This window comes from Nocardiopsis sp. NPDC050513 (assembly GCF_044457925.1).
In the GTDB taxonomy this organism is placed as follows: domain Bacteria; phylum Actinomycetota; class Actinomycetes; order Streptosporangiales; family Streptosporangiaceae; genus Nocardiopsis.
Window position 1 is genome coordinate 54068 of the sequence record NZ_JBITHK010000014.1, and the last position, 25850, is coordinate 79917.

At 71.3% G+C, this 25850-nt stretch carries 22 protein-coding genes; 9 read left to right on the top strand and 13 right to left on the bottom strand.

The genetic code is table 11. The features are described 5' to 3' along the window. Nucleotides 1-40: 40 nt before the first annotated feature. The 3 genes from ACIBFB_RS22455 to ACIBFB_RS22465 all read right to left on the bottom strand — a co-directional run bounded on the left by ACIBFB_RS22455 (nt 41) and on the right by ACIBFB_RS22465 (nt 3692). Nucleotides 41-1249 (bottom strand): ricin-type beta-trefoil lectin domain protein, encoded by a 1209-nt coding sequence (locus ACIBFB_RS22455; RefSeq protein WP_397233174.1) that lies wholly within the window; start codon nt 1247-1249, stop codon nt 41-43. Between the two features lie 92 nt (nt 1250-1341). Further along, complete coding sequence (locus ACIBFB_RS22460) at nt 1342-1629, bottom strand: hypothetical protein (RefSeq protein ID WP_397233176.1); 288 nt, start codon at nt 1627-1629, stop codon at nt 1342-1344. A 446-nt stretch (nt 1630-2075) separates the two neighbouring features. After that, nucleotides 2076-3692 (bottom strand): AMP-binding protein, encoded by a 1617-nt coding sequence (locus ACIBFB_RS22465; protein WP_397233178.1) that lies wholly within the window; start codon nt 3690-3692, stop codon nt 2076-2078. A 136-nt stretch (nt 3693-3828) separates the two neighbouring features. Between ACIBFB_RS22465 and ACIBFB_RS22470 the strand changes: the two genes are divergently transcribed. Further along, entirely contained in the window at nt 3829-4839 is a 1011-nt protein-coding gene (locus ACIBFB_RS22470; protein ID WP_397233180.1) for an acyltransferase domain-containing protein, read from the top strand. 35 nt (nt 4840-4874) lie between these two features. Here the strand turns inward: ACIBFB_RS22470 and ACIBFB_RS22475 are convergent, their stop codons facing one another. The 5 genes from ACIBFB_RS22475 to urtA all read right to left on the bottom strand — a co-directional run bounded on the left by ACIBFB_RS22475 (nt 4875) and on the right by urtA (nt 9613). Further along, nucleotides 4875-5579: an ABC transporter ATP-binding protein gene (locus ACIBFB_RS22475; RefSeq protein WP_397233182.1), complete on the bottom strand. Its 705-nt coding sequence runs from the start codon at nt 5577-5579 to the stop codon at nt 4875-4877. Then, nucleotides 5576-6322 carry an urea ABC transporter ATP-binding protein UrtD gene (gene urtD / locus ACIBFB_RS22480; RefSeq protein WP_397233184.1) on the bottom strand — a complete coding sequence of 249 codons (747 nt, stop codon included), beginning with the start codon at nt 6320-6322 and terminating at the stop codon, nt 5576-5578. Before urtD ends, ACIBFB_RS22475 begins: the two co-directional genes overlap by 4 nt. Then, on the bottom strand, nt 6319-7419 hold the full coding sequence (gene urtC, locus ACIBFB_RS22485) for an urea ABC transporter permease subunit UrtC (RefSeq protein WP_397233186.1): 1101 nt from the start codon (nt 7417-7419) through the stop codon (nt 6319-6321). The genes urtD and urtC overlap by 4 nt, the downstream gene beginning before the upstream one ends. After that, nucleotides 7416-8300 (bottom strand): urea ABC transporter permease subunit UrtB, encoded by an 885-nt coding sequence (urtB, locus tag ACIBFB_RS22490; protein WP_397233188.1) that lies wholly within the window; start codon nt 8298-8300, stop codon nt 7416-7418. The genes urtC and urtB overlap by 4 nt, the downstream gene beginning before the upstream one ends. A gap of 86 nt (nt 8301-8386) precedes the next feature. Further along, on the bottom strand, nt 8387-9613 hold the full coding sequence (urtA, locus tag ACIBFB_RS22495) for an urea ABC transporter substrate-binding protein (protein WP_397233190.1): 1227 nt from the start codon (nt 9611-9613) through the stop codon (nt 8387-8389). 908 nt (nt 9614-10521) lie between these two features. Between urtA and ACIBFB_RS22500 the strand changes: the two genes are divergently transcribed. The 5 genes from ACIBFB_RS22500 (at nt 10522) to ACIBFB_RS22520 (ending at nt 16897) form a co-directional block, all read left to right on the top strand. Further along, complete coding sequence (locus ACIBFB_RS22500) at nt 10522-12870, top strand: phosphoketolase (RefSeq protein WP_397233192.1); 2349 nt, start codon at nt 10522-10524, stop codon at nt 12868-12870. Then, nucleotides 12870-13940, top strand: a complete 1071-nt coding sequence (locus ACIBFB_RS22505; protein WP_397233337.1) for an acetate/propionate family kinase — start codon at nt 12870-12872, stop codon at nt 13938-13940. Before ACIBFB_RS22500 ends, ACIBFB_RS22505 begins: the two co-directional genes overlap by 1 nt. A 237-nt stretch (nt 13941-14177) precedes the next feature. After that, entirely contained in the window at nt 14178-15176 is a 999-nt protein-coding gene (locus tag ACIBFB_RS22510) for a tyrosine-type recombinase/integrase (protein ID WP_397233193.1), read from the top strand. Between the two features lie 29 nt (nt 15177-15205). Continuing rightward, nucleotides 15206-16015 carry an exodeoxyribonuclease III gene (locus ACIBFB_RS22515; protein WP_397233195.1) on the top strand — a complete coding sequence of 270 codons (810 nt, stop codon included), beginning with the start codon at nt 15206-15208 and terminating at the stop codon, nt 16013-16015. A 117-nt stretch (nt 16016-16132) separates the two neighbouring features. After that, nucleotides 16133-16897, top strand: a complete 765-nt coding sequence (locus ACIBFB_RS22520; protein WP_397233197.1) for an alpha/beta fold hydrolase — start codon at nt 16133-16135, stop codon at nt 16895-16897. A 126-nt stretch (nt 16898-17023) separates the two neighbouring features. Here the strand turns inward: ACIBFB_RS22520 and ACIBFB_RS22525 are convergent, their stop codons facing one another. The 3 genes from ACIBFB_RS22525 to ACIBFB_RS22535 all read right to left on the bottom strand — a co-directional run bounded on the left by ACIBFB_RS22525 (nt 17024) and on the right by ACIBFB_RS22535 (nt 19817). Further along, a complete protein-coding gene (locus ACIBFB_RS22525; protein WP_397233199.1) occupies nt 17024-17785 on the bottom strand; it encodes a class I SAM-dependent methyltransferase in 762 nt (253 codons plus the stop codon). 107 nt (nt 17786-17892) lie between these two features. Beyond that, nucleotides 17893-18549, bottom strand: a complete 657-nt coding sequence (locus ACIBFB_RS22530; RefSeq protein ID WP_397233201.1) for a response regulator — start codon at nt 18547-18549, stop codon at nt 17893-17895. Beyond that, nucleotides 18546-19817, bottom strand: coding sequence for a sensor histidine kinase (locus ACIBFB_RS22535; RefSeq protein ID WP_397233203.1), 1272 nt, complete (start codon nt 19815-19817; stop codon nt 18546-18548). Before ACIBFB_RS22535 ends, ACIBFB_RS22530 begins: the two co-directional genes overlap by 4 nt. Nucleotides 19818-20135: 318 nt before the next feature. Here ACIBFB_RS22535 and ACIBFB_RS22540 point away from each other — a divergent pair, with 318 nt between their 5' ends. Then, nucleotides 20136-21596 carry an amino acid permease gene (locus tag ACIBFB_RS22540; RefSeq protein WP_397233205.1) on the top strand — a complete coding sequence of 487 codons (1461 nt, stop codon included), beginning with the start codon at nt 20136-20138 and terminating at the stop codon, nt 21594-21596. A gap of 84 nt (nt 21597-21680) precedes the next feature. On the opposite strand, the gene ACIBFB_RS22545 is transcribed toward ACIBFB_RS22540, so the two are convergent. Continuing rightward, nucleotides 21681-22082 (bottom strand): ankyrin repeat domain-containing protein, encoded by a 402-nt coding sequence (locus ACIBFB_RS22545; protein ID WP_397233207.1) that lies wholly within the window; start codon nt 22080-22082, stop codon nt 21681-21683. 134 nt (nt 22083-22216) lie between these two features. Here ACIBFB_RS22545 and ACIBFB_RS22550 point away from each other — a divergent pair, with 134 nt between their 5' ends. Continuing rightward, complete coding sequence (locus ACIBFB_RS22550) at nt 22217-22762, top strand: hypothetical protein (protein WP_397233209.1); 546 nt, start codon at nt 22217-22219, stop codon at nt 22760-22762. A 16-nt stretch (nt 22763-22778) separates the two neighbouring features. Here ACIBFB_RS22550 and ACIBFB_RS22555 read toward each other — a convergent pair whose 3' ends face one another. Next, nucleotides 22779-24173 carry a hypothetical protein gene (locus ACIBFB_RS22555; RefSeq protein ID WP_397233211.1) on the bottom strand — a complete coding sequence of 465 codons (1395 nt, stop codon included), beginning with the start codon at nt 24171-24173 and terminating at the stop codon, nt 22779-22781. Nucleotides 24174-24566: 393 nt separating this feature from the next. On the opposite strand from ACIBFB_RS22555, the gene ACIBFB_RS22560 reads away from it, so the two are divergent. After that, on the top strand, nt 24567-25838 hold the full coding sequence (locus ACIBFB_RS22560) for a GAF domain-containing protein (RefSeq protein ID WP_397233213.1): 1272 nt from the start codon (nt 24567-24569) through the stop codon (nt 25836-25838). Nucleotides 25839-25850: the final 12 nt, after the last annotated feature.

Sequence of the window (25850 nt, forward strand, 5' to 3'; positions counted from 1 at the left end):
GGACCGCGACGCGGTCCCCCGTGGAAGCCCGACGTCGGTCTCAGGCCCCGTTGTTCATGAGCATGCGAGCGCGCGGCCGGGTCGCGTCGCAGATCGGGTCCGGGAGCCCGTCCGTGGTGCAGACGGCCACCACGCTGCGCCGGCCGTCCGTGTTGTCCTTGGCCGGGACGGTCGCGGTCCCCGACCCCACCCAGGAATCACCCCTGTCGGTCGTGATCTCCCAGGTCCCGTTCATCGTCTTCATCAGTTGGGCCCGGGCCACCCATCCCGTCTCACCGGGCTGGACGGGGTAGGTGACGCTGTCCGACACCGCGTTCTCCTGCCCCCACTGCCGGTCGTAGTGCACTTCGATGCCCACGGTGACCGACGCCTGGACCGGCGAGGCCTCACCCGTGCCGATCGTCGTGGACACCGACAGGGAACCACCGACGGTGTTGGTGTAGCTCGTGGTGTGCGTCCAGGAGAATGCATGGGACATCTCCCTCGAGGATCCGTTCCGCCACACCTGACTGACGATCTCCGGATCGCTGGGTGTGGCCGGTGCGTCCGATCCGACCTTGAATTTCGCGTCCCTGATGACACCGGAACCGTCGTCCCACATCGACAGCGCGCGGAACGTCGCCAACTCCATCCGCCGCTGGTGGGTGAGCTCCGTACCCGGTTCCGTCTCGATGACCCAGCTGTCGTTGAGCTCGCTGGGGCTGTGGCACCCGTACAGTCCGACGTGTGCGAAGTTGCTGAAGTTCTCCCGGTAGATGTTGACGCACTTGTCGTCGTCGGCGTGCCGCAGTCGCCACCGGCTGGCCTGCTGACCGCCGATCGTTGCCGTGGTCGGCTGGAGATACCACTCCTGCGATTCGGAGTCGTCGCAGTGATCGAGGTAGAGGCGGTCGGACTTGGTTCCCATCTGTGCGTCGACGCAGAGTCCGGTGTCCTGGTTGACGATCGAGAACGTCCCATCCCGATCAGTCACGAACGTGTACTTCTGCCGGTGTGTGTCGGTGTCGTACAGGACCATTTCCGTTCCCGGATTGCCGTCGCTGGGGCTGATCTGGAAGAACGAACCGTCCCGACTGTCGCGGTTCAACAGCTGGATGTCACAGTAGACGCCCTCCTGCGAGCAGTCCGCCGCGATCTGGGCAGCCGACGCCTGGACCGGTGCCAGCACGGCGCCCGTCGCCGCCACGCCGATCCCGATCAGCGCCGCCGCCGTGCGCGTCAGCACCCGGTTCGATCCCGTACCGTTCATTCCGCGCTCCCTGGCTTCCATCCGAGAAGTTCGGTGTTCCTGTCCGCCGCCGTCTGGGTCCTGGGGGGTGCGTCCCCCGTGCCGCACTCCGCTCATTCGCACGAGTATCCGATGAGGTACTCGGGAACATTCGAATATCCGCCGCCCAGGCAGGTGTACCTGACTGTCTGGTCGGACGACTCCAGCGTGAATGCATGGATGACGTCGCCGACCTCCGGGCCGACGCAATTCGTCTGTCCGGTCGCGGAGCCCATGCCTTCCACCGGGCCGGTGACCTCGTCGCAGACGTACGTCGGCGTGACGAAGGCGGCCACGGGTGTGGACCACGCGACGAGCACCGCCCCTGCCGCCACGCCGATCAGTGTGGACATATGGCGCATGCGCGTTTTCCTTTCGTGAGTGTCGATGATCCGTTCACCCACGGCAGGCGGAAAACGAGGCCGTCACCGCAAGAAGAGAATTCATGTTCGGATCGACCGGGATCTCGGACTCCGGGGAAGAACGGACATCGAGATGGGTATCACGGTCAGAACCCGCCGTCCCGGATCGTGCGCGGCGGAGTGTCGGGCGCGGACCCTATTTCCTTAGTACCGAAAGGGGCGATTCGCCCACTCTTTCGAACGCCGTTCTCCGCGCGGAAGGGGGGAGGCGCCAAGGGGAGCCGACGGTGACGAGCGGACCCGACCGGAGGCGTTCACCGATCCCGTGTCCTGTCGGCGTGCATCCGAGTAGGGGTATCGGCGCTGACGTCGAACGTGGTGACCATGACCGAATATCCGGCTTGCCGCGCGTTCTCAGTTCGGTCCGCGGCACACCCCCACCGGGCTCAGCGCAGCCGCGCCCGCCGCATCTTGCCCGAGGCCGTGCGCGGCAGCTCCGCCACGAAGTCCACGGTCCTGGGCGCGGCGTGCGTGGCGTACCGCGTCCGCACCCACTCCTTGAGCTCCTCGGCCAGCTCCTCGCCCGCCCCGTAGCCGGAGGCGAGGACCACCCGGGCGCCGATCACCTGGCCCGCCAGCTCGTCGGGGATCGAGTACACCCCGCACTCCTCCACCGCCGCGTGCTCGTTGAGCACCGCCTCCACCTCGGTGGGACCGATCCGGTACCCGTGCGACTGGATCGCGCCGTCGTCGCGCGTGGAGAAGAACAGCAGGCCCCCGCGGTCCACGATCCCCGTGTCACCCGTCAGGTAGTACGACCGGTCCGGAGTGAACCGCACCTGCGAGGCGCCCTCGTTCTCCAGGTACCCCTCGAACCACGCCAGCGGGCTGTTGGCCAGGTCGACCGCCACCCGACCGTAGGCGCCCACCGGCGCGGGCTCGTCGGAGATCGCCTCCAGGACGCGCACGTCCCACCCGGGCAGCGCCGGGCCGATCGCCCCCGGAACGATCTCCTGCACCGGCTCGCCCGTGTCCCCGTTGGGCGCGCCCACGCACCAGCCCAGCTCGGTCTGCCCGTAGTGGTCGCGCACCGGCACCCCGAACGCGTCGGTCACCCATTCGACCACGTCGGGGGCCAGCGGCTCACCGGCGCTCGACAGCCGCTGGACCACGACGTCGGGCGGCAGCGTCTTGGTCGCCGCGCGCAGCGTGCGGTACGTGGTGGGGTCGGCGGCCAGGTTGGTCACCCCGAACAGGCCCAGCACGTCGAGCGTGAGCTCGGGGTCGAAGAACCCCGCGCGCAGGGCGAGCGAGTTGTGCCCGGCCAGCAAGGGCGAGATCACCCCGTGGTAGAGGCCGTAGGCGGTTCCCGGGGCCGCGGTGTTCCAGTACACGTCCTCGTCGTCCACCCCGAGGCCGTAGTGGTGGTGGGCGTGCATGGCCGACAGCGCGCGCACGGGCACCGGCACTCCCCGGGGCGGGCCGACCGGGCCGGAGACGAACAGCAGCGCGAGGGCGCCGTCGCCGCCGACGGCGACGTCCTCGACGGGGGTGTGGGCGCGCTCGGCGAGGGAGTCGAGGGTGTGGTCGCCCTCGCGCAGGGGGTGGGCGCCGGTGGTCGCCACGCCCCAGCGGGGGGCGGTGGAGTCGGGGAGGGGGTCGAGTTTGGTGCGGTACTCGTCGTCGCACAGGACCAGGCGGGCCTGGGAGTGGGTGAGGCGTTCGGCGATGGCGGAGGGGGCGAAGGAGGGCAGGAGGGGGACGAGGACGGCGCCCAGGCGCCAGACGGCCAGTGCGGCGACGGTGAGGTCGATGCCCTTGGGGATGAGGGTGGCGACGCGGTCGCCGGTGTCGACGCCGAGGTCGGCCAGGCCTGCGGCGAGGGCGCGGGAGCGGTCGGCGAGTTCACCGAAGGTGAGGGTGGTGGCTTCGAGGGTGGGTCCGATCTCGGTGGTGGCCGCGGTGTCGGGGCGGTGGCGGTCGCAGAGCAGGTGGGCCACGGAGGTGGTGGGTGTGTCGTGGGTGGCGATCCAGTCCTGTATGCGGTGCGCCGGGTCGGACATCGGTGGTCGTCCTCGTTTTCGGTGGTTTCGCTGAGTTCGTGGTCGTACGTCAACACTATGCCCCACTGTGAGCCCGGCCTCACTCGCGTCGGGTGTGGGAGGGCTTGGGGCGTGGGCGTTCCGGCATCATGTGCGCATGGATAGCGCTGCTGTGGTGGAACGGTTCGGGTTGGGTGCGGACGTGCGGGTGTGGTTGGCGGAGGCGGAGCGGCTTCCCGATCCGGCGCGGGCGCTGGACGTGCCGGTGGGGGAGCGGGCCGCGCGGGTGTGGGATCTGTTCGGGTTGGATCCGGTGGACCGGGCCGAGGTGGCGGCGGTGGGGCCGGACGCGGGGTGGCCGCCGGAGCTGTGGCATCTGGTGGAGTGCATGTACCGGCGGTTGTGCGCGGACGTGGACCTGCCGTTGGGCGGGTGGCGTGCGTGGCCGGCGCTGGTGGGGGCGGAGGACGCCCGGGTGCGGGTGGCGGCGCTGTGGGCGTTCGCGGCGGCGGTGGAGGACCAGTTCGAGCGGCACGGGGCGTGGGGGATCGACCGTGCGGTGACGGCGCGGACGCTGGCGGACGTGGGTGTGCAGGTGGCGCGTTCGCGGCGGATGTTCGGCCGGTTGAGTCTGGAGACCTCGGCGTGGGTGGCGGCGCAGTTCCGGGGGCGGTTGTTCTGGGTGGGCGGGTTGCAGTTGGAGCCCGCGTCGTTGGGGGATCAGGGCGCGGTGGAGTGGTTGTCGGCGGGGGAGGCGGCCGCGTCGGGTGCGGGGATGGCGCCGGGGGATCCGGTGGTGCGGTTGCACATTCCGTCCGGGGGGTTGGATCCGGTGGCGGTGGATGCGGCGTTGGCGGGGGCGCGGGCGTTCGCGCGGGCGCATCTGGGGATGGATCCGGTGGTGGCGACGTGTACGTCGTGGTTGTTGGATCCGTGGTGGGGTGAGGTGTTGGGGGAGGGGTCCAACATCGTGCGGTTCCAGCGGCGGTTCTCGTTGGTGGGTCGGGGGGTTCCGGGGGAGGGGGACGTGTTTCGGTTTGTGTTCGGGATGCCTGAGGTGGATGTGGCGGGGGCGCCGCGGGGGACGCGGTTGGAGCGTGCGGTGGTGGAGCGGTTGGAGTCGGGTGGGGTGTTGTGGGTGCGTACGGGGTGGGTGCGGTTGGGGTGAGGCTGGGCGGGGGCGGATGCGGTGGTGGTCCCGGGTCAGATCGCCATGAGGGCGTGGGCGTCGTCGGCGGTGAGGTCGGCGCGGTCGCCGGTGTGGACGACGCGGCCGGCGTCGAGGACGGTGACGGTGTCGGCGAGGCGGAGGGCGACGTCGAGGTACTGCTCGACGAGCAGGACGGTGGTTCCTTCGGCGGCGATGTCGGTGATGGCGGTTTCGATCTCCTCGACGATGTTGGGCTGGATGCCTTCGGTGGGTTCGTCGAGGAGGAGCAGGGTGGGGTCGGTGATGAGGGCGCGGGCGATGGCGAGTTGTTGTGCCTGGCCTCCGGAGAGGTTGCCGGCGCGGCGGTCGAGGAGGGGTTTGAGGCGGGGGAAGCGGTCGAGGGCGGCGTCGATGAGTTCGGGGCGGCCGCGTCGGGTGGCGGTGTGGGCGACGTGGAGGTTCTCGGCGACGGTGAGGGGTGCGAAGGTGTCGTGGCCTTGGGGTGCGTAGGCCATGCCGTTGCGGACGCGGGTGTGTGGGGGGTGGTGGGTGATGGGGGTGCCGTTGTGGGTGATGGTGCCGTGGGTGGGGGTGATGAGTCCGGCGATGGTGTTGAGCAGGGTGGTTTTGCCGACGCCGTTGCGGCCCAGGATGCAGGCGATGGTGCCGGTGGTGATGGCGAGGTTGATGTCGAAGAGGACGCGGGCGCGGCCGTAGCCGGCGTGGAGTTGGTGGATGTGCAGGTGGGGGGTGGTCATGTGTGGGCTTTCTGTGGGGTGCGGCCGAGGTAGACCTGTTGGACCTGGGGGTCGTTCTGGACGGTGGTGAGGTCGCCGTGGGTGAGGACGCGGCCTTCGTGCAGGACGGTGACCTGGTGGGCGTGGCGGCGGAGGAAGTCCATGTCGTGCTCGATGACCACGATGGTGTGGTCGGCGGCGATCTCGGTGAGGAGTTGGCCGGTGCGGGTGCGTTCTTCGGTGCTCATGCCGGCGACGGGTTCGTCGAGCAGGAGTAGGCGGGGTTGTTGGGCCAGGAGCATGGCGATTTCGAGCCATTGGCGTTGGCCGTGGGAGAGGGTGGCGGCTTTGGTGTGGGTGTGGGGGGTGAGGCCGACGCGGTCGAGGATGCGGGTGACGTGGTCGGGGTGGGTGCGTGGGGCGCGCAGGAGTTGCCAGGGGCGTAGGCGGTGGGAGGCGGCGAGGTCGACGTTGTCGGCGACGGTGAGTTCTTCGAAGACGACGCTGGTTTGGAAGGTGCGGCCGATGCCGGTGCGTGCGATCTGGTGTTCGCTGCGTTTGTTGAGGGTGTGGCCGTTGAAGGTGATGGTGCCGTGGGTGGGGCGGGTGCGGCCGGTGATGGTGTCGATGAGGGTGGTTTTGCCTGCGCCGTTGGGGCCGATGAGGAAGCGGAGTTCGCCTTCGTCGATGGTGAGGTCGATGTGGTCGAGGGCGGTGAAGTCGCCGAAGGTGACGGTGAGGTCGGTGATGGTGAGCAGGCTCATGTGGGGCTCCCGGCGGTGGTGGGCTCCGGTGTGGGGGTGCGTCGTCGGTTGAGGGCGCGTGTGGCGTGGTGGGCGAGTCCGGCCAGGCCTTGGGGGGCGAGGGCGATGACGAGGACGAAGAGGGCGCCTTGGAGGTAGGTCCAGCCGCTGGCGAAGGTTTCGGCGAAGGTGGTTTGGGCGGCGTTGACGAGGACGGCGCCGGTGGCCGCTCCGGCGAGGGAGTAGCGGCCGCCGAGGGCGACGGCGAGGACCATCATGATCGAGGGGATGACGCCGACGAGGGTGGGGGAGATGATGCCGAGGATGGGGACGAAGAGGGCTCCGGCGATGCCGGCGGCCATGGCGGACAGGGTGTAGGCGAGGGTCTTGGCCCAGGTGGGGTCGTAGCCGAGGTAGCGGACGCGGTCTTCGCCGTCGCGGATGGCGAGGAGGAGTTTGCCGTAGCGGCTGCGGTTGATGTGGCGGAAGAGGAGGTAGAGGGCGGCGAGGGTGAGGACGGTGAGGGTGTAGAGGGTGGTTTGGGCGGTGGGGGAGTAGAGGCTGTGTCCGGCGAAGACGGGGAAGTCGGTGAGGCCGTTGGAGCCGCCGGTGAGGTGTTGTTGTCCGATGAGGAGGATGACGAAGGCGGCGGCCAGGGCTTGGTTGAGGATGGCGAAGTAGGCGCCGCGGACGCGTTGGCGGAAGACGGACCAGCCCAGGAGGGCGGCCAGGGCGCCGGGGACGAGGACGGCGGCGGCGATGGCGGCGGCGGGGTGGGTCAGGGCGGTCCAGAACCAGGGGAGTTCGGTGCGGCCGGACCAGACCATGAACTGGGGGAGCCGGTCGGGGGAGAGGGGGTCGGCGGCGGTGCGGGCGAGGGTGAGGTGGATGGCGACGGCGTAGCCGCCGATGCCGAAGTAGACGCCGTGGCCGAGGGTGAGCATGCCGCCGCGTCCCCAGGCCAGGGCGATGCCGAGGGCGACGATGGCGTAGCACAGGTACTGGGCGAGGAGGTTGAGGCGGAAGGGTTCGAGGAGGTGGGGCACGACGAGGGTGGCGGCGGCGATGAGGGCGGTGAAGGTGAGGGGGCCGCGTAGGCGGGTGAGGGTGGTGGTCACGCGAGTGCCCTTGTCTTGGTGGTGAGGAGTCCTTGGGGGCGGGCTTGGAGGAGGGCGACGATGGCGGTGAGGACGATGAGTTTGGCGAGGGAGGCGTCGGTCCAGGCTTCGACGGTGGCGTTGAGCAGGCCCAGGGCGAAGGCGGCCAGGACGGTGCCGCGCAGGTGGCCGAGGCCGCCGATGACGACGACGAGGAACGCGTCGACGATGTAGTTGGTGCCCAGGGTGGGTCCGGTGGGGCCGGTGAGGGTGAGGGCCACGCCCGCGATTCCGGCGAGGCCGGAGCCGATGACGAAGGTGGTGGCGTCGACGCGGCGGGTGTTGATGCCGGAGACGGCGGCCAGGTCGCGGTTGTGCAGGACGGCGCGCATCTGTCGCCCCTGGCGGGTGCGGTGGAGGTGGTGGGTGAGGGCGGCGACGGCGATGACGGCCAGGGCGAGGATGAACAGGCGTGCGTGGTGGAGGCGGATGTCGCCGGGGAGGGTGATGCCTCCGGTGAGCCAGTCGGGTGTGGGGACGTCGACGTTGGGTGCGCCGAAGATGTCGCGGGCGGCCTGTTGGAGGATCATCCCGATGCCGAAGGTGAGCAGGAGGGTGTCGAGGGGGCGTCCGTAGAAGTGGCGGATGAGGCCGCGTTCGAGGAGCCAGCCGAGGGCGCCGGTGACGGCGAAGGCGGTGGGCAGGGCGAGGAGGAGGGCGGGGGTGGGGCCGAGCCAGGTGTTGAGGACGTAGGCGGTGTAGGCGCCGGTCATGATGAACTCGCCGTGCGCCATGTTGATGACGCCCATCTGGCCGAAGGTGAGGTTGAGGCCGAGGGCGGCCAGGAGGAGGACGGCGCCGATGGACAGGCCGACGGGGAGTTGGGTGAGGAGGGCGTCCACCGCGGCTCCTTTCGGGGGTGGTGGGGCGGCCGGGTGGGTGCGGGTCCCGGCCGCCGTGGGCGGTGTCGCGTGGGTGGGTTGTGGGGTCAGCCGGTGAGGTCGGCGGCCCAGTCGTAGCCGGTCAGGTAGGGGTCGGGGGTGATGGGTTCGGGGGAGGCCCAGACCTCGTCGATGAGGCCGTCGTCGTTGATCTGGCCGATGCGTGCGGTCTTGATGACGTGTTGGGTGTCGCCGTCGACGGTGATGGTGCCTTCGGGGGCCTGGACGCTGATGCCGTCGAGGGCGGCGCGGACGGCGTCGACCTCGAAGCTGCCGGCTTCCTCGACGGCGGCGCGCCACAGGTAGACGGCGTTGTAGGCGGACTGCATGGGGTCGGAGGTGACGCGGTCGGCGCCGTAGGTCTGGGTGAATGCCTCGACGAAGCCGGTGTTGGTGTCGGTTCGGGTGGTTTGGTAGTAGTTCCAGGCGGTGAGGTGTCCGGCGATGTTGTCGGCGCCGATGCCCTCGATCTCCTCTTCGGCGACGCTGACGCTCAGGACGGGGGTGTCCTCGGGGGTGACGCCGGCGGAGCGCAGTTGCTGGAAGAAGCTGACGTTGGAGTCGCCGTTGAGTGTGTTGAAGACGGCGTCGGGTTGGGTGCGGGCGATGTCGTTGGTGATGGTGGAGTACTCGGTGTGGCCGAGTGGGGTGTACTCCTCGGCGGTGATCTCCATGTCGTGGGCGTCGGCGTAGGCGTTGATGATCTGGTTGGCGGTGCGCGGGAAGACGTAGTCGCTGCCGACGAGGTAGAGGTTGGTGTGGCCTTGTTCGCGCAGGTAGTCCAGGGCGGGGATGATCTGCTGGTTGGTGGTGGCGCCGGTGTAGACGATGTTGGGGGAGGCTTCGAGGCCTTCGTACTGGACGGGGTACCAGAGCAGGCCGTTGTTGCGTTCGAAGACGGGGAGCATGGCCTTGCGGGAGGCGGAGGTCCAGCCGCCGAAGACGGTGGCGACCTGGTCGGCTTGGAGGAGTTTTTGGGCGCGTTCGGCGAAGGTGGCCTCGTCGGAGGCGCCGTCCTCGACGATGGGTTCGATCTGGCGGCCCAGGACGCCGCCGTCGGCGTTGATCTCGTCGATGGCGAGTTGGACGGCGTCGCGGACGGTGACCTCGCTGATGGCCATGGTGCCGGAGAGGGAGTGGAGCATGCCGACGGTGACGGTGTCGTCGTCGACGCCGGTGGTGTCGCCGGTGGCGCAGGCGGTGGTGGTCAGGAGCAGGGCGCAGGCGGCCGCGGTGAGGGTGGTGGGCAGGGCGCCCAGGCGTGTGCGTGCCACGCCACCTCCTTGGGGTTCGGTGTCGGGGGACACCTAGGAGGCTGGGGGCGGGGTGTTTCGCTGGGCGCGTTCGGTTGTTGCGTATACATGTCGGTATCCGGCGGGGTGTTAATTCGGGCGTGGGGCGGGGGTCGCGCTTCGTTAACTTGACATAATGTGCATTATCGGCGATGCGGCATCCCTTGTGGGGTAGGGGTTTCGGGTGTTGTGGGCGGGTCGGATGTGTCCGCGGGCCGCGTGTGGAGCGCTGAGGCCGGCCGCCGCTCCGCGCCGTTCGCCGGGTGCCCGCCCGGGACGCCCGCGGAGCATGGTCGCTGGCGGCGCCGGCGGCGCCGGCGGTGCGGCGCGTCGGGCGCGTTTCGCGGCCTCGGGCGGGTTCGGGTGTGCGCCGGTGGTGTCGGCTGGGTCTGGTCGGCGACTCGCGGCGGGGGTGGCGCGGTGTCCGGCGCTGGGGCCGGGGCGTCCCCCGGTGGTGGGGTCCCTCCCCCTGTCGCCATGTTTGATGCATAAACGATGTTATGCATGCTTTTGTCATTGTTTGCAGTTGAATGCGTGGCTTGTGGTGGTGTGTTGGTCGAGGAACGGCCACGGGGGCCGATCGCCCGCGACCCCAGGGGGCGCCTCTCCCCCTGGGGCGCCGGGGGTGGGGCGGTGCGTCCCGGCCCCGCTCGTGCGGCGTCGGCGCCCCGCTCCCCCGGTGCGCACCCGGCCCGCCACAGGGATGATCACTGGGAGTCGTTGACTCTTCTCTCGATGTGACTGTTCGGGCTCCTCCCCCGGCACGTCGCCTGGAGCTCCCCCACTCCCCCGGCTACGGTGACCGGGACGGCGCCGCACTCCCTCTGACCGACCCGGGCCGGGTCCCCTCCGCCACCGCGACGGACGACGGTTCCGGGAGGACCACGGCCATGCCCATCGATGACGACGAACTCGCCCGTGTGGACGCCTACTGGCGGGCGGCGAACTACCTGTCGGTCGGCCAGATCTACCTGCTCGACAATCCGCTGCTGCGTGAGGAGCTGCGGGCCGAGCACGTCAAGCCCCGACTCCTGGGCCACTGGGGCACCACGCCGGGGCTGAACTTCTGCTACGCCCATCTGAACCGGGTGATCCGGGCCCGCGACCTGAACATGATGTATGTGCTGGGGCCCGGGCACGGCGGCCCCGCCGCGGTGGCCAACGCCTGGCTGGAGGGCACCTACAGCGAGGTGTACCCGCACGTGTCCCTGGACGGGGAGGGCATGCGGCGGCTCTTCCGGCAGTTCTCGTTTCCCGGGGGCGTGCCCAGCCATGTGGCGCCCGAGACCCCGGGGTCGATCCACGAGGGCGGAGAGCTGGGGTACTCGCTGGCGCACGCCCACGGCGCGGCCTTCGACAACCCCGACCTGGTGGTGGCGTGTGTGGTCGGCGACGGGGAGGCCGAGACGGGCCCGTTGGCGGCCAGTTGGCGCGCCACCTCGTTCCTGGACCCCGAGCGCGACGGCGCGGTCCTGCCGATCCTGCATCTGAACGGGTACAAGATCGCCAACCCGACGGTGCTGGCGCGGGTGCCGGAGGCGGAGCTGGTCGCGTTCCTGGAGGGGGTGGGTTACCGTCCGCTGCTGGTGAGCGGTGACGATCCCGCGGTGATGCACCAGCGGATGGCGCGGGTGTTGGACGAGGCGCTGGACGCGATCGCCGACATCCAGCGCACGGCGCGCGGCGCGGGTGTTCGGGAGCGGCCGGTGTGGCCGGTCGTGGTGCTGCGCTCCCCCAAGGGGTGGACGGGGCCCGTGGAGGTGGACGGGGTTCCGGTGGAGGGGACGTGGCGTTCCCACCAGGTGCCGTTGGGGCGGGTGCGTGAGGACGCCGAGCACCTGCGGTCGCTGGAGCGGTGGATGCGGTCGTACCGGCCGGAGGAGTTGTTCGACGGTTCGGGGGCGCCCGTGGAGGCGGTGCGGTCGGTGGCTCCCGGGGGTGAGCGGCGGATGAGCGGCAATCCGCACGCGAACGGCGGGCTGCTGCTGCGGGATCTGGAGTTGCCGGACTTTCGGGAGTACGCGGTGGGCGCGGGCGGGCACGGTGTGCGCACGTGTGAGTCCACCCGTGTGCTCGGGGGCTATCTGCGTGACGTGGTGCGGGCCAATCCGGACCGGTTCCGGTTGGTGGGTCCGGACGAGACGGCGTCGAACCGGTTGTCGGCGGTGTTCGAGGTCTCGGAGCGGGTGTGGGAGGAGGAGGTGCTGCCGACGGACGAGCACCTGGGGCGGCACGGCCGGGTGATGGAGGTGCTCAGTGAGCATCTGTGCCAGGGGTGGTTGGAGGGGTACCTGCTGACGGGGCGGCATGGGTTGTTCGGGTGTTATGAGGCGTTCGTGCACATCGTGGATTCGATGTTCAACCAGCACGCGAAGTGGTTGCGGGTGTCGCGGCGGCTGCCGTGGCGGCGGCCGGTCGCGTCGTTGAACTATCTGTTGACGTCGCATGTGTGGCGGCAGGACCACAACGGGTTCACGCACCAGGATCCGGGGTTCCTGGACGTGGTGTCGAACAAGCCCGCGGAGGTGGTGCGGGTGTACCTGCCGCCGGACGCGAACACGCTGCTGGCGGTGGTGGACCACTGTCTGAGGTCGCGGGACCACGTGAACGTGGTGGTGGCGGGCAAGCAGCCGGAGTTGGTCTACCTGTCGGTGGAGGAGGCGGTCGCGCACTGCGCGCGCGGGATCGGGATCTGGGAGTGGGCCAGTACCGGGGGCGGCGCCGATCCGGACGTGGTGTTGGCGTGCGCGGGCGATGTGCCGACGTTGGAGACGTTGGCGGCGGTGGATCTGTTGCGGGGGTCGTTTCCGCGGTTGCGGGTCCGGGTGGTGAACGTGGTGGATCTGATGCGGTTGCTTCCGGACAGCGAGCATCCGCACGGGTTGCCGGACGCCGAGTACGACGCGTTGTTCACGGTCGACAAGCCGGTGGTCTTCGCGTTCCACGGGTACCCGTGGTTGGTGCACCGGTTGACGTACCGGCGTCGGGGCCACGGGAACCTGCATGTGCGCGGGTACCGGGAGGAGGGCACGACCACGACGCCGTTCGACATGGTGATGCTCAACGATCTGGACCGGTACCACCTGGTGATGGATGTGATCGACCGGGTGGAGGGGTTGGCGCAGGGCGCCGCGCACGTGCGGCAGCGGATGGTGGACGCGCGTGCGCGGGATCGGGCGTACACGCGGGAGTTCGGTGAGGATCCGGCGTGGATCCGCGAGTGGGTGTGGCCGTACTGATGCGGGTGTTGGCGGTGAACGCGGGGTCGAGCAGTGTGAAGTTGAGCGTGGTCGACGGTGAGGAGGTGGTGGAGGGGGTCGAGGTCCCGGCTGAGCGCGGTGTGTGGGGGCCGGGCGTGGTGGAGGAGGCGCTGGCGGGGTTGCCGGGGGCGGACGCGGTGGGGCACCGGGTGGTGCACGGTGGGCGCGAGTTCGTGGCGCCGGTGCGGTTGGACGCCGCGGTGGTGGAGCGGTTGCGGGGTTTGGCGGGGTTGGCGCCGTTGCATCAGCGCGCGTCGTTGGCGGGGATCGAGGCGGTGGGGCGGGTGTTGCCGGGGGCGGCGGCGGTGGCGTGTTTCGACACGGCCTTCCATGCGGGGTTGCCGGGGGCGGCGGCGACGTACGCGGTGCCGGAGCGGTGGCGGCGTGAGTGGGGGGTGCGTCGGTACGGGTTTCACGGGTTGTCGCACGCCTACGCGTCGCGTCGGGCGGCGGGGTGGACCGGTGGTGAGCGGGTGGTGGTGGCGCACCTGGGGTCGGGGGCGTCGTTGTCGGCGGTGCTGCGGGGGCGGTGTGTGGACACGACGATGGGGTTCACGCCGTTGGAGGGGCTGGTGATGGCGACGCGGTCCGGGAGTGTGGATCCGGGGTTGGTGGTGTGGTTGCAAGAGCACGCGGGGTTGTCGGTGCGTGAGGTGGGTGAGGCGTTGGAGGAGCGGTCGGGGTTGGTGGGGTTGGCGGGGACGGCTGATATGCGGGAGGTGCTGGAGCGGGGGGACGCGGCGGCGGTGTTGGCGTTGGGGGTGTATGTGCACCGGTTGCGTGCTGGGGTGGCGGCGATGGCGTCGGCGATGGGTGGGGTGGACACGTTGGTGTTCACCGGTGGTGTGGGTGAGAACTCGGCGGAGGTGCGGTGGCGGGCGGCTCTGGGGTTGGGGTTCATGGGTGTGCGGGTGGATTCGGTGGTGAACGCGGGTCTGCGGGGTGAGGGTGAGGTGAGTGCGGCGGGTGCGGCGGTGCGGTCGTTGGTGGTGCGGGCGCGTGAGGATGTGGAGATCGCGCGCGGGGTGCGTGCGGTGTTGGGTGGTTGAGGGCGCGGCTGCGCTGGGTCGGGGTCTGTGTACCGCTGTGCGGGGCGCGCGGTGGTGGTCGGGGTGGTGGCCGGTGGGCCGCCGCCCCGGTTCTGTGTGTGCGGGTGTGCCGGTGCCCGTTGGCGGGGTGTGGGCCCCTCCCCCGGTGTGTGGGCGGTGCGCGGGGTTGTTCGATCGTGTTCGACTCGGGGTGGGTTTCGGGTGTGGGTGCGGTGCGCGGTCGGGGATGCTGTGTGCATGAGCGGTGATGCGGCGGGGCTGGGGGCCCTGGAGGCGGTGGAGCGGTACCTGGTGGCGCGGCGGGCGGCCAAGCCGTCTCCGCACACGGTGGCGGCTTACCGGCGTGACCTGCGTGGGGTGTTGGGGTGTGTGGCCCGGGCGCGTGGGTGCGGGTTGGACGAGGTGGGGTTGGCCGAGTTGGACGCGGGGGTGTTGCGGGGGGCGTTCGCGGAGTTCGCCGGGGAGCGTGCGGCCTCCAGTGTGGTGCGGGCGTGGTCGACGTGGAACGGGTTCTTCGGGTTCTGGGTCGCGGAGCGGGTGGTGGCGGGCAATCCGATGTCGGCGGTGCCGAGGCCGCGGGTGCGGCCGTCAGGGCCCAAGCCGTTGATGGGCGAGGACACGCCGGAGCGGTTGTTGGAGGCGTTGGCGCGGGGGGCGCGTCGGGCGCGGGATCCGTGGCCGGAGCGGGATCTGGCGGTGTTGGCGTTGGCGTTGCTGACGGGGATGCGTTCGGCGGAGATGTTGGCGCTGCGGGTGGAGTCGGTGGGGGGTCGGCCGGGTGAGCGGCGGATCCGGGTGGTGGGCAAGGGCGGTGGTGAGCGGGTGCTGCCGATCGAGGCGCCGTTGGAGGCTCTGTTGGAGGCGTATCTGGTGTCGCGGCGTGAGCGGTTCGGGGTGCGGGTTCGGGGGTCGGATCCGTTGTTGGTGGACAACCGCGGTCAGGGGTTGCGGCGGGGCGGGCTGCAGTACCTGGTGCGGCAGTGCTACCGGCACGCGGGGGTGCACGACCGGGTGGCGCGGGGGACGTTGGTGCACGCGTTGCGGCACACGTTCGCGACGCGGTTGGCGGAGGACGGTGCGTCGGTGAGTGAGATCATGCACCTGTTGGGGCATGCGTCGGTGGCGTCGTCGCAGGCCTATATCGAGGTGACGGCGCGGGCGCAGCGGGAGGCGGCGGGGTCGAACCGGACCTATGGGGTGGTGCGCCGGTTGGTGGGTGAGCGCGGGGACGGGTGAGGTGGGGGGTGGCTACTCTGTGGCCTGTGATGAACGGTTTCGAGGTTTCCACGGTCAACGTCAACGGTCTGCGTGCGGCGGCGAAGAAGGATCCGGGGTTCGTGGAGTGGTTGGCGGCCACGAGCGCGGACGTGGTGTGCCTGCAGGAGACGCGGGCGGAGCGGGACCAGTTGGCGGCCGAGGTGATCGCTCCGCGGGGGTGGCACGTGGTGTTGGCTCCGGCGGCGGCGAAGGGCCGTGCCGGGGTGGCGGTGTACACGCGTGTGGCTCCGGACGGGGTGCGGGTGGGGTTCGGTGCGGCGGAGTTCGAGGACGCGGGTCGGTATGTGGAGGTGGACCTGGGTCCGGTGACGGTGGCGAGTCTGTACCTGCCGTCGGGGGACGTGGGCACGCCGCGGCAGGAGGAGAAGGAGCGGTTCATGGAGGCGTTCCTGCCGTACCTGGGGAAGCGGCGTGCGGAGGTGGAGTCCGAGGGGCGTGAGCTGGTGGTGTGCGGTGACTGGAACATCGCGCACAGGGAGGCGGATCTGAGGAACTGGCGGTCGAATCGGAGGACCTCGGGTTTTCTGCCGCATGAGCGGGAGTGGCTGTCGCGGGTGTTCGATGAGGCGGGGTACGTGGACGTGGTGCGGTCGTTGATGCCGGATCGGGAGGGCCCGTACTCGTGGTGGACGTATCGGGGGCGGGCGTTCGACAACGACGCGGGTTGGCGGATCGACCTGGTGTGTGCGACGCCCGGGCTTGCTGGGCGTGCGGTGTCGGCCCGTGTGGAGCGTGCCGAGAGCCATGCGGCGCGGTGGTCGGACCATGCGCCGGTCACGGTCGTGTTCGACATGTAGGACGCGGTGTCCGGGGCGGTCGCGCTTGTGGCGTACGGTCCGGGGCCGTGGGTGCGGGCGTTGGTTTTCTTGCGCGGTGACGGTGCGCTTCGGGGCGCGGCAGTGGGAGGAGTGGCCATGGGTGTGCCGATCGTGCTGGTGCACGGGATGCGGGTGTCGGGGAGTATGTGGCGTCCGCAGGTGGAGTGGTTGCGTGAGCGCGGCCGCACGGTGGCGGCGCCGGATCTTCCGGGGCACGGGTCGCGGCGGGGTGAGGTGTTCTCGCTGGGTGCGGCGGTGGACACGGTGTTGGGGGCGATCGAGGGTGTAGGCGGTCGTGCCCTGCTGGTGGGGTTGAGTCTGGGTGGGTTCGTGTCGATCGCGGCGGCGGGTGCGGCGCCGGGTCGGGTGGCGGGTCTGGTGGCGGCCAGTTGCACGGCCAAGCCGGCGCAGGCGTTGGCGCAGGTGTACCGGATTCCGGCGGTGTTGATGGATCGGTTGCCGGATCGGGGGGCGGCGGTCAACGAGCGGTTCCATCGGTTGACGTTGCGCGATGGTGCGGCGGACGCGGTGTTGGACGGCGGGTTGGCGGTGGAGGCGGCCACGGCGGTGATCGACGAGATCTCGGAGATGGACGCGTTGGCGGCGTTGGGTGCGTATCCGGGGCCGGTGTGGTTGATCAACGGGTCGCGTGATCATTTCCGGATCCATGAGAAGAAGTTCTTCGACGCGTGTGTGGACGGCCGGTTGGTGAATGTGCCGCGGGCGGGGCACTTGGTGAGTTTGGACCAGCCGGAGAATTTCTCGCGGATCGTGGCGGATGCGGCTGATGCGGTGTGGGTGCGTGAGCGGGGTCTGTCGGACGGGGGTGCGCACGGTCAGGTGGGTGCTGGGGGTTCCTAGCGGGGCGCGGGCCCGGCAGGGCACGGTGGGGGGTGGTGGAGGGCGACGGGCGGGCCGAGGTGCGGCGGAGGTCCCGAGCAAGCGCGGCCGGGGCGGTGGTTGGTCCACCGTCCCGGCCGAGTCGTGTCAGGGGGTGTGGCTGCGTTGGTGGCTGTCCTGGGGTGTGGTGGGGCGGGGTGGGGTGGGCTGGCGGAAGTAGATCATGGGGTTGCGGTGGCCGGTGCGTACGGGGGTGTGCAGGTCGAGTTCCTTCTTCAGGTCCTGGATGGCGCGGTGGGTGTGGGGTGCGCGGGCGGCGGAGGCGGTGAAGAAGGGGGTGGTGTTGTTGGCGAGCCATTTGAGGATGACGGCGCCTTCGGTGAAGGGCAGGGCGTGGCGTTGGTGGAAGACGTCGTGGACGCTGACGGGGGTGTTGGGGGCGAGGGTGGGCAGGAGGTGGTGGGTGTACCAGCGGGCGAAGCGGCCGTTGTGGGCGGCGTCGATGAACAGGTAGTCGATGCGCGGGGGCAGGTGGTCGGTGCGGGTGCGCACGTCGCCCTGGGTGAAGGTCCAGCGGTCGGCGGACAGGTGGTCGGGGACGTGGTGGGGGGCGTGGTCGACGATGTCGAAGGAGTGGAGGTGGCCGGTGCCGTTGTCGCGGAGGGCGGACAGGATCCAGGTGGTGGACCAGCCGTAGTAGGTGCCGATCTCGACGGTGTGGGCGGGTGTGGTGTCGCGGAGGAGGAGGTAGGTGATCTCGGCTTCGATGTCGTCGAGTTGGGGGGTCATGGTGGGGTCGGCGTGGGTGTGGTGGTCGCGTTGTCGGTCGCGGACGCGCGCCAGGTCGTCGCGGTGGGTGCGGTAGAGGTGGCTGATGTGGTGGAGGTCGATGGCTGGCGCGGTCGGCATGGTCGGTCCTGTGGTCGGCGGCGGTTGGTGGCTGCTGACCGTAGCAGTGGTGTGACTGGGCGTGCGGCGGTTTGGGGGTTTGTGGTGGTGTGGGTGTGTCGTGGTGCTTAGCGGTGGGTTCCGGGGTGGATGAGGCCGGAGTCGTAGGCGGCGATGACGGCTTGGGTGCGGTCGCGGACGCCGAGTTTGGCCAGGGTGTTGGACACGTGGGTCTTGACGGTCTGCAGGCCCAGGTGCAGCTGGGCGGCGATCTCGGCGTTGGTGAGGCCCTGGGCCATGAGGGTGAGGGTTTGGGTCTCGCGTTCGGTGAGGGTGGCCACGGCGCGGGCGGCGGGGGTGGGTGCGGCGGGTCGGGTGGCGGCCAGGGCGCGTAGTGCGGCGGGGAAGAGCAGGGTCTGGCCGCGGTGGGCGATGCGGATGGCGGCGAGGATGTCCTCGGGCGGGGTGCGTTTGAGGAGGAATCCGGTGGCGCCGGCGCGTAGGGCGCCCCAGACGTGGTCGTCGTTGTCGAAGGTGGTGACGACGATGACGCGGGGTGGGTGGTCGAGGGTCTGGGTGAGGGTGCGGGTGGCCTGGATGCCGTCGAGGGCGGGCATGCGCACGTCCATGAGGACGATGTCGGGGCGGGTGCGGCGGGTCAGGTGGGGGACGTCGGCGCCGTCCTCGGCCTGGCCGACGACCTCCATGTCGTCCTCGGCGTTGATGAGGGCGGCCAGTCCGGCGCGGATGAGGGCTTCGTCGTCGACGAGGGCGATGCGGATCACGGGTGTGCTTTCCAGGTCAGGTGGAGGGTGAGGTGCCAGTGGGTGGTGGTGGGGCGGGCGGTGAGGGTGCCGCCGAGCAGGTGGGCGCGTTCGCGCATGCCGGTGATGCCGCGTCGGCCGGTGCGGCGGCGGGGGCGGCCCGGGGGCAGGGGGTTGGTGACGGTCAGGGTGAGTGTGGTGGGGGCGATGGTCAGGGTGAGGGTGATGGGTTGGTGGGGGGCGTGGCGGAGGGCGTTGGTGAGGGCTTCTTGGGTGATGCGGTAGGTCTCGCGGGAGAGCAGGGCGGGTACGTGGGCGGGGTCGCCGGTGAGGGTGCAGGTCAGGTCGGTGCCGGTGTGGCGGGTGGCGGTGGCCAGGTGGGGCAGGCGGGCCAGGTCGGGCGGGGGTGTGCGGGGGGCGGGGGTGTCCTCGCGCAGGACGCCCAGGGCGTGGTCGAGGTCGGCGGTGGCGGTGCGGGCGGCGTCGGCGATGTGGGTGAGGGCTTGGCGGGCGAAGTCGGGGTCGGTGTCGATGAGGCGGGCGGCGGTGGCGGCCTGGACGGTGACGACGGACAGGGCGTGGCCGAGGGTGTCGTGGAGTTCGCGGGCCAAGCGGTTGCGTTCGGTGAGGGTGTCGGCGTGGGCTTGGGCGGCGGCCAGGCGTTCGGTGGGTGAGGGGCCGAGCAGGCGGGGTGCGGTTCGGGCCAGGAGGTGGCCGGTCAGGGCGATGGTGTGGGTGAGGGCGGTCAGGAGGGCGAGGCCGAGGAGGGGGCCGAGGAGGCGTTGGTGGCGGGGCAGGTCGTGGATGGTGGTGAGCAGGTGGGAGCTGCGGGTGAGGGGCGGGGGGCCGTCGGGGATGAGGGGGGCGATGGCCAGGAGGAAGGCTTCGGTGAGGCCGACCATGGTGGCCAGGCAGACGAGGAAGCCCAGGACCATGTGCAGGCACAGCCACAGGCTGGTGCGGGCGGTGGTGCGGCTGGCGGTGGGCGGCGGGGTGGGGTGGTCGGTGAGGGGGCCGCGCAGCAGGGTGCGGGCGAGGTGGAGTTGGGCGGTGCGCACTCCGGGGATGTAGGCGGTGGCCGCGACGGGGGCCAGGGTGAGCGCGAGGGTGAGGGCCAGAGCCTGGGGGGTGGTGTCGGTGGTGGAGGTTTCGCCGGTCAGGACGCTGGTGAGGACGAGGGCGGCCATGGCGTAGGGGGTCAGGAGGGCGCCGCCGATGATGAGGTAGACCCAGCGGCGGTGGGTGTGGGCGCTGGTGAGTGGGCGGGTGAGGAGGGAGAGGGTGCGCACGGGGGTGATCGTGGCACAGGTGGGTGGTGGTGTGGGTGTTCGTGCTGGGTGAGTGGGGTGTTTCTCGGGGGTGGTGGGGATGGTGCGGGGGGTGGTGGTGTGTTGCACGGGTGGTGCCGTCTCGTGGGTGGGGTGGGGAGTCGTCGCCGGTGTATGACTCACGTCACATTGCGCTGGTTCGGTGGGGTTTGCCGGGGTCAGTGGGAAATGTGATGAACCTTTCGTCCTATGGTGGGGCAAGTGACACGTAGTTCGACGCCGCCACAAGCGGCACACACGACCGAGTCGGGGCTGGCCCACACGCTGCGCCGCCGGCACATGGCACTGATCGCGATCGGTGGTTCCGTGGGAGCGGGGCTGTTCATCGGGTCGGGGGCGGTCATCCACACCGCCGGTCCGGCCGCGGTGTTCTCCTACGCTCTGGCCGGGGCCCTGGTCTTCCTCACCCTGCGGGCGCTGGGCGAGATGGTGGTCTCCGTCCCGGCGGGCGGGTCGTTCTCCGACTACGCCCGGCTGGCCTTCGGGCCGCGCGCGGGCTTCACCATCGGCTGGGTCTACTGGTGGCTGTACGCGGTGCTGGTGGCCGCGGAGTCGGTGGCCGGGGCGAGCATCCTGGGCCAGTGGGTGGACCTGCCCCAGTGGCTGCTGGCCCTGCTGGTGCTGCTGTCGATGACGGCGGCCAACCTGGTCTCGGTGCGGGTGTTCGCCGAGACCGAGTCGTTCTTCTCCCTGGTCAAGGTCGGCACGATCGTGGCGTTCCTGCTCATGGGCGGGCTGTGGGCGCTGGGGCTGTGGAGCGGCTCGGAGGGGTCGCACGTGGCCAACCTGTGGGCGCACGGCGGTGTGGCCCCCAACGGGTGGGTCGCGGTGCTGGCCGCGACCGTGGTGGTGCTGTTCGCCTTCGGCGGGGTGGAGATCATCACGATCGCCGCGGGTGAGAGCTCCGAGCCCGAGCGGGGGGTGGCCTCGGCCATCACCAACGTCCTGTGGCGGATCGGCCTGTTCTACCTGGCTTCGATCCTGGTCGTGGTGATGGTGGTGCCCTGGAACACCACCGACCTGGAGCGCAGCCCGTTCGTGGTGGTGATGGAGACGGTGGGGGTGCCCGGCGCGGCGGTGATCATGGAGGTCGTCGTGCTGGTGGCGGTGCTGAGCGTGCTGAACGCGGCGATGTACACCACCTCGCGGATGCTGTTCGCGCTCTCCCGCCAGGGGGACGCTCCCCGGTCGTTGGGCCGGACCACACGGCGGGGCGTGCCCGCGCGCGCGATCGTGCTGGGCACCGTGGTGGGGTATGCGGCCGTGGTGGCCGAGTACCTGCTTCCCGGCCGGGTGTTCGGGTTCCTGGTGGCCTCGATCGGCGCGATCCTGCTGGTCCTGTTCGTGACGATCTGCGCCTCGCAGTTGGTGGTGGGCGCCCGCGTGCGTCGGCGCGCCCCTGAGCGGTTGACCCTGCGCATGTGGGGGTTCCCGTACCTGACGTGGGTGGTGTTGGCCGGGTTGGTCGCGATCGGTGTGGCGATGGCCGCCCTGCCGGACCAGCGCCAGGCCCTGCTGGCCAGTGTGGGTTCGGTCGTGGTGGCCGCGCTGGCGTTCGAGGTCCGCAGGCGGTGGGGGTCGACGCCGGTCAGCGAGACGGTGCTCGGTGTGGAGGGGCGCACCGGGCCCGGGGAGCTGGCGCGGGTGGCCGGATCCGCGCGGGTGGCCGCGCGTGCGGCCGCCGCGGGGGCCTTGGACCGCTCCGGTGAGGCGGGCGAGCGCGAGCCCGACCCCGCCTGAGGCCGCTCCCCCGCCCTGTCGTCGGTCGTGGCGTCGTCCCCGAGGTGGGGGCGGCGCCACGGGCGTGTCCGGGGCGCGGGGGTGTCAGGGGGCGTCGAACAGGGCGAGCAGGTCGCGTTGGTCGAACATCAGGGCGGTCTCGCGGGCGGTGGGGGTTCCGATGTCGGGGTCGGCGCCGTGTTCGGCCAGGACGCGCGCCACCTCGGTCTCGCCCTTGAAGACGGCTCCGGCCAGCGGTGACTGGCCGCGGTCGTTGAGGCGGTCGGGGTCGGCGCCGCGGTCCAGCAGCAGGGTGACGGTGTCGGGGTGGCCGTGGTAGGCGGCGAGCATGAGCAGGGTGTCGCCCTTGTCGTTGGTGAGGTTGACCGGGACCCCGGCGTCCAGGTAGGTGCCCAGGTCCTGGGTGTGGCCCTGGCGGGCGTGGTCGAAGACGCGGCTGGCGAGGGCGACGACCTCGGGGTCGGGTTCGTGGCGTTCGTGGCTCATGGTGGCTCAGCGTAGTCGTGGCTGTTCGTGCCGTGGCGGTTCACGTGGTGTCCGCTACGCGAGTGTGGCGGCGTTCGTGCCGATTTTCCGTTGTGGCGCTAGGGTGCTCCCCAGTCCCCGAGAGGAGCATCCCCGTGCGACATCTTGTCGGCTTCCTGTCCGGTCTGGTCCTGGGACCGGTGCTGGTCCTGTCCTGCGGGTGGGTGTGGTCCCATCTGCGCGGCCTGCACTCGTCCGGTCTGGACGCGCTGTCGGGCACCGGCCCCGTGGCGTTGGCGGTCCTGGTGGGGGTGGGTCTGCTGGTGGCGATGGTCGCCGTCCCGCCCCGGCTGACGCCCCTGCTGCCGGTGGGCGCCGCGCTGGTGCTGGGCGGTCTGAGCGCGGTGGCGTGGTTGCGCGAGGCGTGGCTGGACCGGGTGCCGGACGTGCCCGGGCTCACCGGCGCTCTGGTGCTGCTGCCGCTGGGCGTGTTCGTCCCCGTGGCGGTGGTGCTCATGGCGCCGGTGCTGGTCGGTGGGCGGTGGCGGCGTCGGGACGAGGACCCGGTCACGGCCGAGGAGTACTTCGAGGGCCTGTACGACGATGACGGGGACCGTGACGGCGGCCCGGACGAGGACGGGCGCGGTCGCACGTCCACGGGTGTGTTCGCCGCGCCCGCGGGCCGGCACGCGATGAAGTAGGGGCGCCCGGCGCGGGCTAGCGCCAGTTCGGGCCCCATGAGGAGCTGCGCGAGACCCCTGGCGGCAGCGGTGGCAGCATCGCCGCGCCGGGGGCTCGCCCCGTGTCCTCCTGCGGTGGGCCGGGCTCCTCGGCGGGGGCGGGCGCCGCCGTCTCGGGGGTGATGATCGGGATCAGCGCGGTCTGGGCCACGGCGTCCTCGCGCGGTTCGGGCCTGGCCGGGGCGGGGTCGGTCCGCGGGGTGGGTGCGGGGTCGGCGTCGGCGGGTGGGACGAAGCCGCGCACGCGTTCGGTCTGGTCCTGGGCGGGGGCCAGGACGACGGGTTCGGGGATCGGGGTGGGTTCCTCGTCGGGGCTGGGCAGGGCCGGTTCGGCCGGGGCGATGCGGGCCCACCACCGTTCGGCTTCCTGGGCGGTGAGTTCGGACTCCACCTCCAGCCGGCCGTGGACGTGGGGGTGGCGGCGTCCGGCGTTCCAGGAGCGGGGGTAGGGCTGTTCGTCCAGGATCAGGACGCGTTCGCCGTCCAGGGTGGGGATCTCGGCGGGCAGGCCCTCGTTCCAGACCCAGGTGCCGTCGTGGGCGACCAGGTTCCACCAGCCGCGGACGGTCTGGGCGTGGGGGGCGACGTCGCCGTCGAGGTAGGGGGCGACCCAGTGCGGGTCGGGGCGTTCGCCGTGCACGCCGTGGTGGTCGGGGCCGATGAGGGCGTCGGCGAGCAGGGTGTGGAGTTGGAAGTTGTCGGCGACGCCGTCGAACTGGACGCGGAATCCGCGCTGGGAGCGGCGGTCCATGACCAGGGCGCTGGTGGCCTCGGCCATGCGCAGCAGGTTGCGGATGTCGTCGAACTCGTCCAGGTGGTCGCTGAGCTGGTTGGCGATGGCCAGGAGTTCGGCGTGCAGGGCGGTGTCGCGGCGTATGTGGGCGCGCACGCCGGTGTGGCCGAGCATGGTGCGGGCGGCCAGTCCGTGTCTGCGGATGGTCCACCAGCACATGGTGGCGCCGGGGGCGTCGGCGCCCAGGTCGGCGGCGACTCGGGTCTCGTCGGCGGCGGTGACGGCGTCGGGGTCGGGGGGTGCGTCGGGTCCGGTGCGTTGCCAGGCGCGGGTGAAGACGATGGCGCCGCGGCCCATGCCGCGGGCGCGGTGCAGGACCTCGATGCCGGTGGTGCCGGGGTCGGTGCCCATCTCGACGAGGGCTCCGGCGACGACGGTCAGGTCGGCGATGATGCCGGGGGCGGCGTGGTTGCCGGAGAGCAGGGGGGCCAGGGCCTCCAGGGCGAGTTCGCGTTCGGAGGCGGGGATCTGGGAGGCCAGCACGTAGACCTTGTGGACGGCTGGTGGGAACTGTCGGGGGTCGGCGGCGACGGAGGCGTCGATCAGTTCCTGGAATGCGGCGCGAAACTCGTCGACCATGAGACCGTCCCCTTTCTCACGCAACCAACCTAATGTCTGGTCAGTGCTGGATCGAACGTCAACGTGTGCTTTCGGGCGTTATTTAAGGGTTTGTTGACGATTTGAGATCTGGGCACGGGCGCGCGGCCACGGTCGCGGAGGTGCTCGCGGGCTCGTGGGCGGCCGGTGACGACCGAGCCCGGCCGCCGCGTCGCCCCTGCAGGGTACCCGTGCTCCGGTGGTGGAGGCACGCCTCGGGGCGAGCGTGGCGCACGGCCCGCCGCCGCCCCGGACCGTCCCGTCCACCGCGTCGAACTGGAATTATGCCAAAGGTGGGGATGTACTGGAGTAAGGGACGCGCGGGGTGTCGCCCGGCGGGGACGGCCCGGCGCCCCACGACCGGAAGAGCCGAACGTGGACGAGTCCTGGAGAGCGTGGCCCGAGGGGGCCGACCCACGCGAGCTGCGGCGCGCCGTGGCCCTGGCCCGTGAGCGCTTCCTCTCCTCCGGGCGGGCCTCGCCGGAGCTGAGGAGCCTGGTCCGCGAGTCCTGGCAGCGCAGCCTGACCAGCGGCGTCGACCCCGAGGGGGTGTGCCCGCGGCTGGTGCTGCCCCGGGACGAGCTGTGCGAGCGCCGTGACTCCCACGTGCTGCGCGCGGCCCTGCCGGTGGTGCGGCGCCTGCTGGTGGACAGCGCCGCCGACAGCGGCCAGATCGCGGCGGTCGGCGACGCCGAGGGCCGGCTGCTGTGGGTGGAGGGCGACCACGCCACGCGCGCCCGAGCCGAGGGGATGCGGTTCGTGGAGGGGGCGTCGTGGAGCGAGCGGGACGCGGGCACCAACGCTCCCGGGGTCGCGCTGGCTTTGGACCACGAGGTTCAGGTGTTCTCCAGCGAGCACTTCGGCCAGGGCGCGCAGTCGTGGAGCTGTTCGGCCGCGCCCGTGCACGACCCCGACACCGGTCGGGTGGTCGGTGTGGTGGACCTGACCGGCGGCGACCGGGCCGCCCAGCCCTACGCGTTGGACCTGGTGCGCGCCACGGCGTTCGCGGTGGAGTCCGAGCTGCGGCTCCAGCGGGTCAGCGGGGCGCTCTCGCGCGCCGGGGCGCCGGGGGCCGGTGAGCGAACCCGGTTGCGGGTTCTGGGGCGCGGCCAGGCGCAGCTGTTCCACCGGGGCCGGGCGCGCCGGTTGAGCCTGCGGCACTCGGAGATCCTGTTCCTGCTGGCGGCGCACCCCGAGGGGCTCTACGGCGGTGAGATCGCCAGCCTGCTCCATGAGCACGGCACGCCGTCGGTGACCGTGCGGGTGGAGGTGTCGCGGATCCGCAAGGCGTTGGGCGAGGTGGTGGACTCCTCCCCCTACCGGTGGTCGGTCCCGGTGGGCACCGACGTCGACCAGGTGCGCCACCTCCTGGCGGCGGGCGAGTACCGGCGGGCGCTGCGCGCCTACCGGGGTCCGGTGCTGCCGCGGTCGGCGGCGCCCGCGGTCGTTGAGGCCCGCGAGGATCTGGCGCACGAGCTCAGGCACGTGCTGTTCCGCAACGCCGCCCCCGAGGTGCTGGTGGAGTGGGCGGAGCGGCCCGACGGGCGCCGCGACCCGTTCGTGCTGGCGGCGGCGCTGGGGGCCGTGCCGGTGGGGTCTCCGCGGGCCGAGCAGGTGCGGGCGTGGCTGGACCAGGTCAGCGGGTGAGGGCGCTCGGCC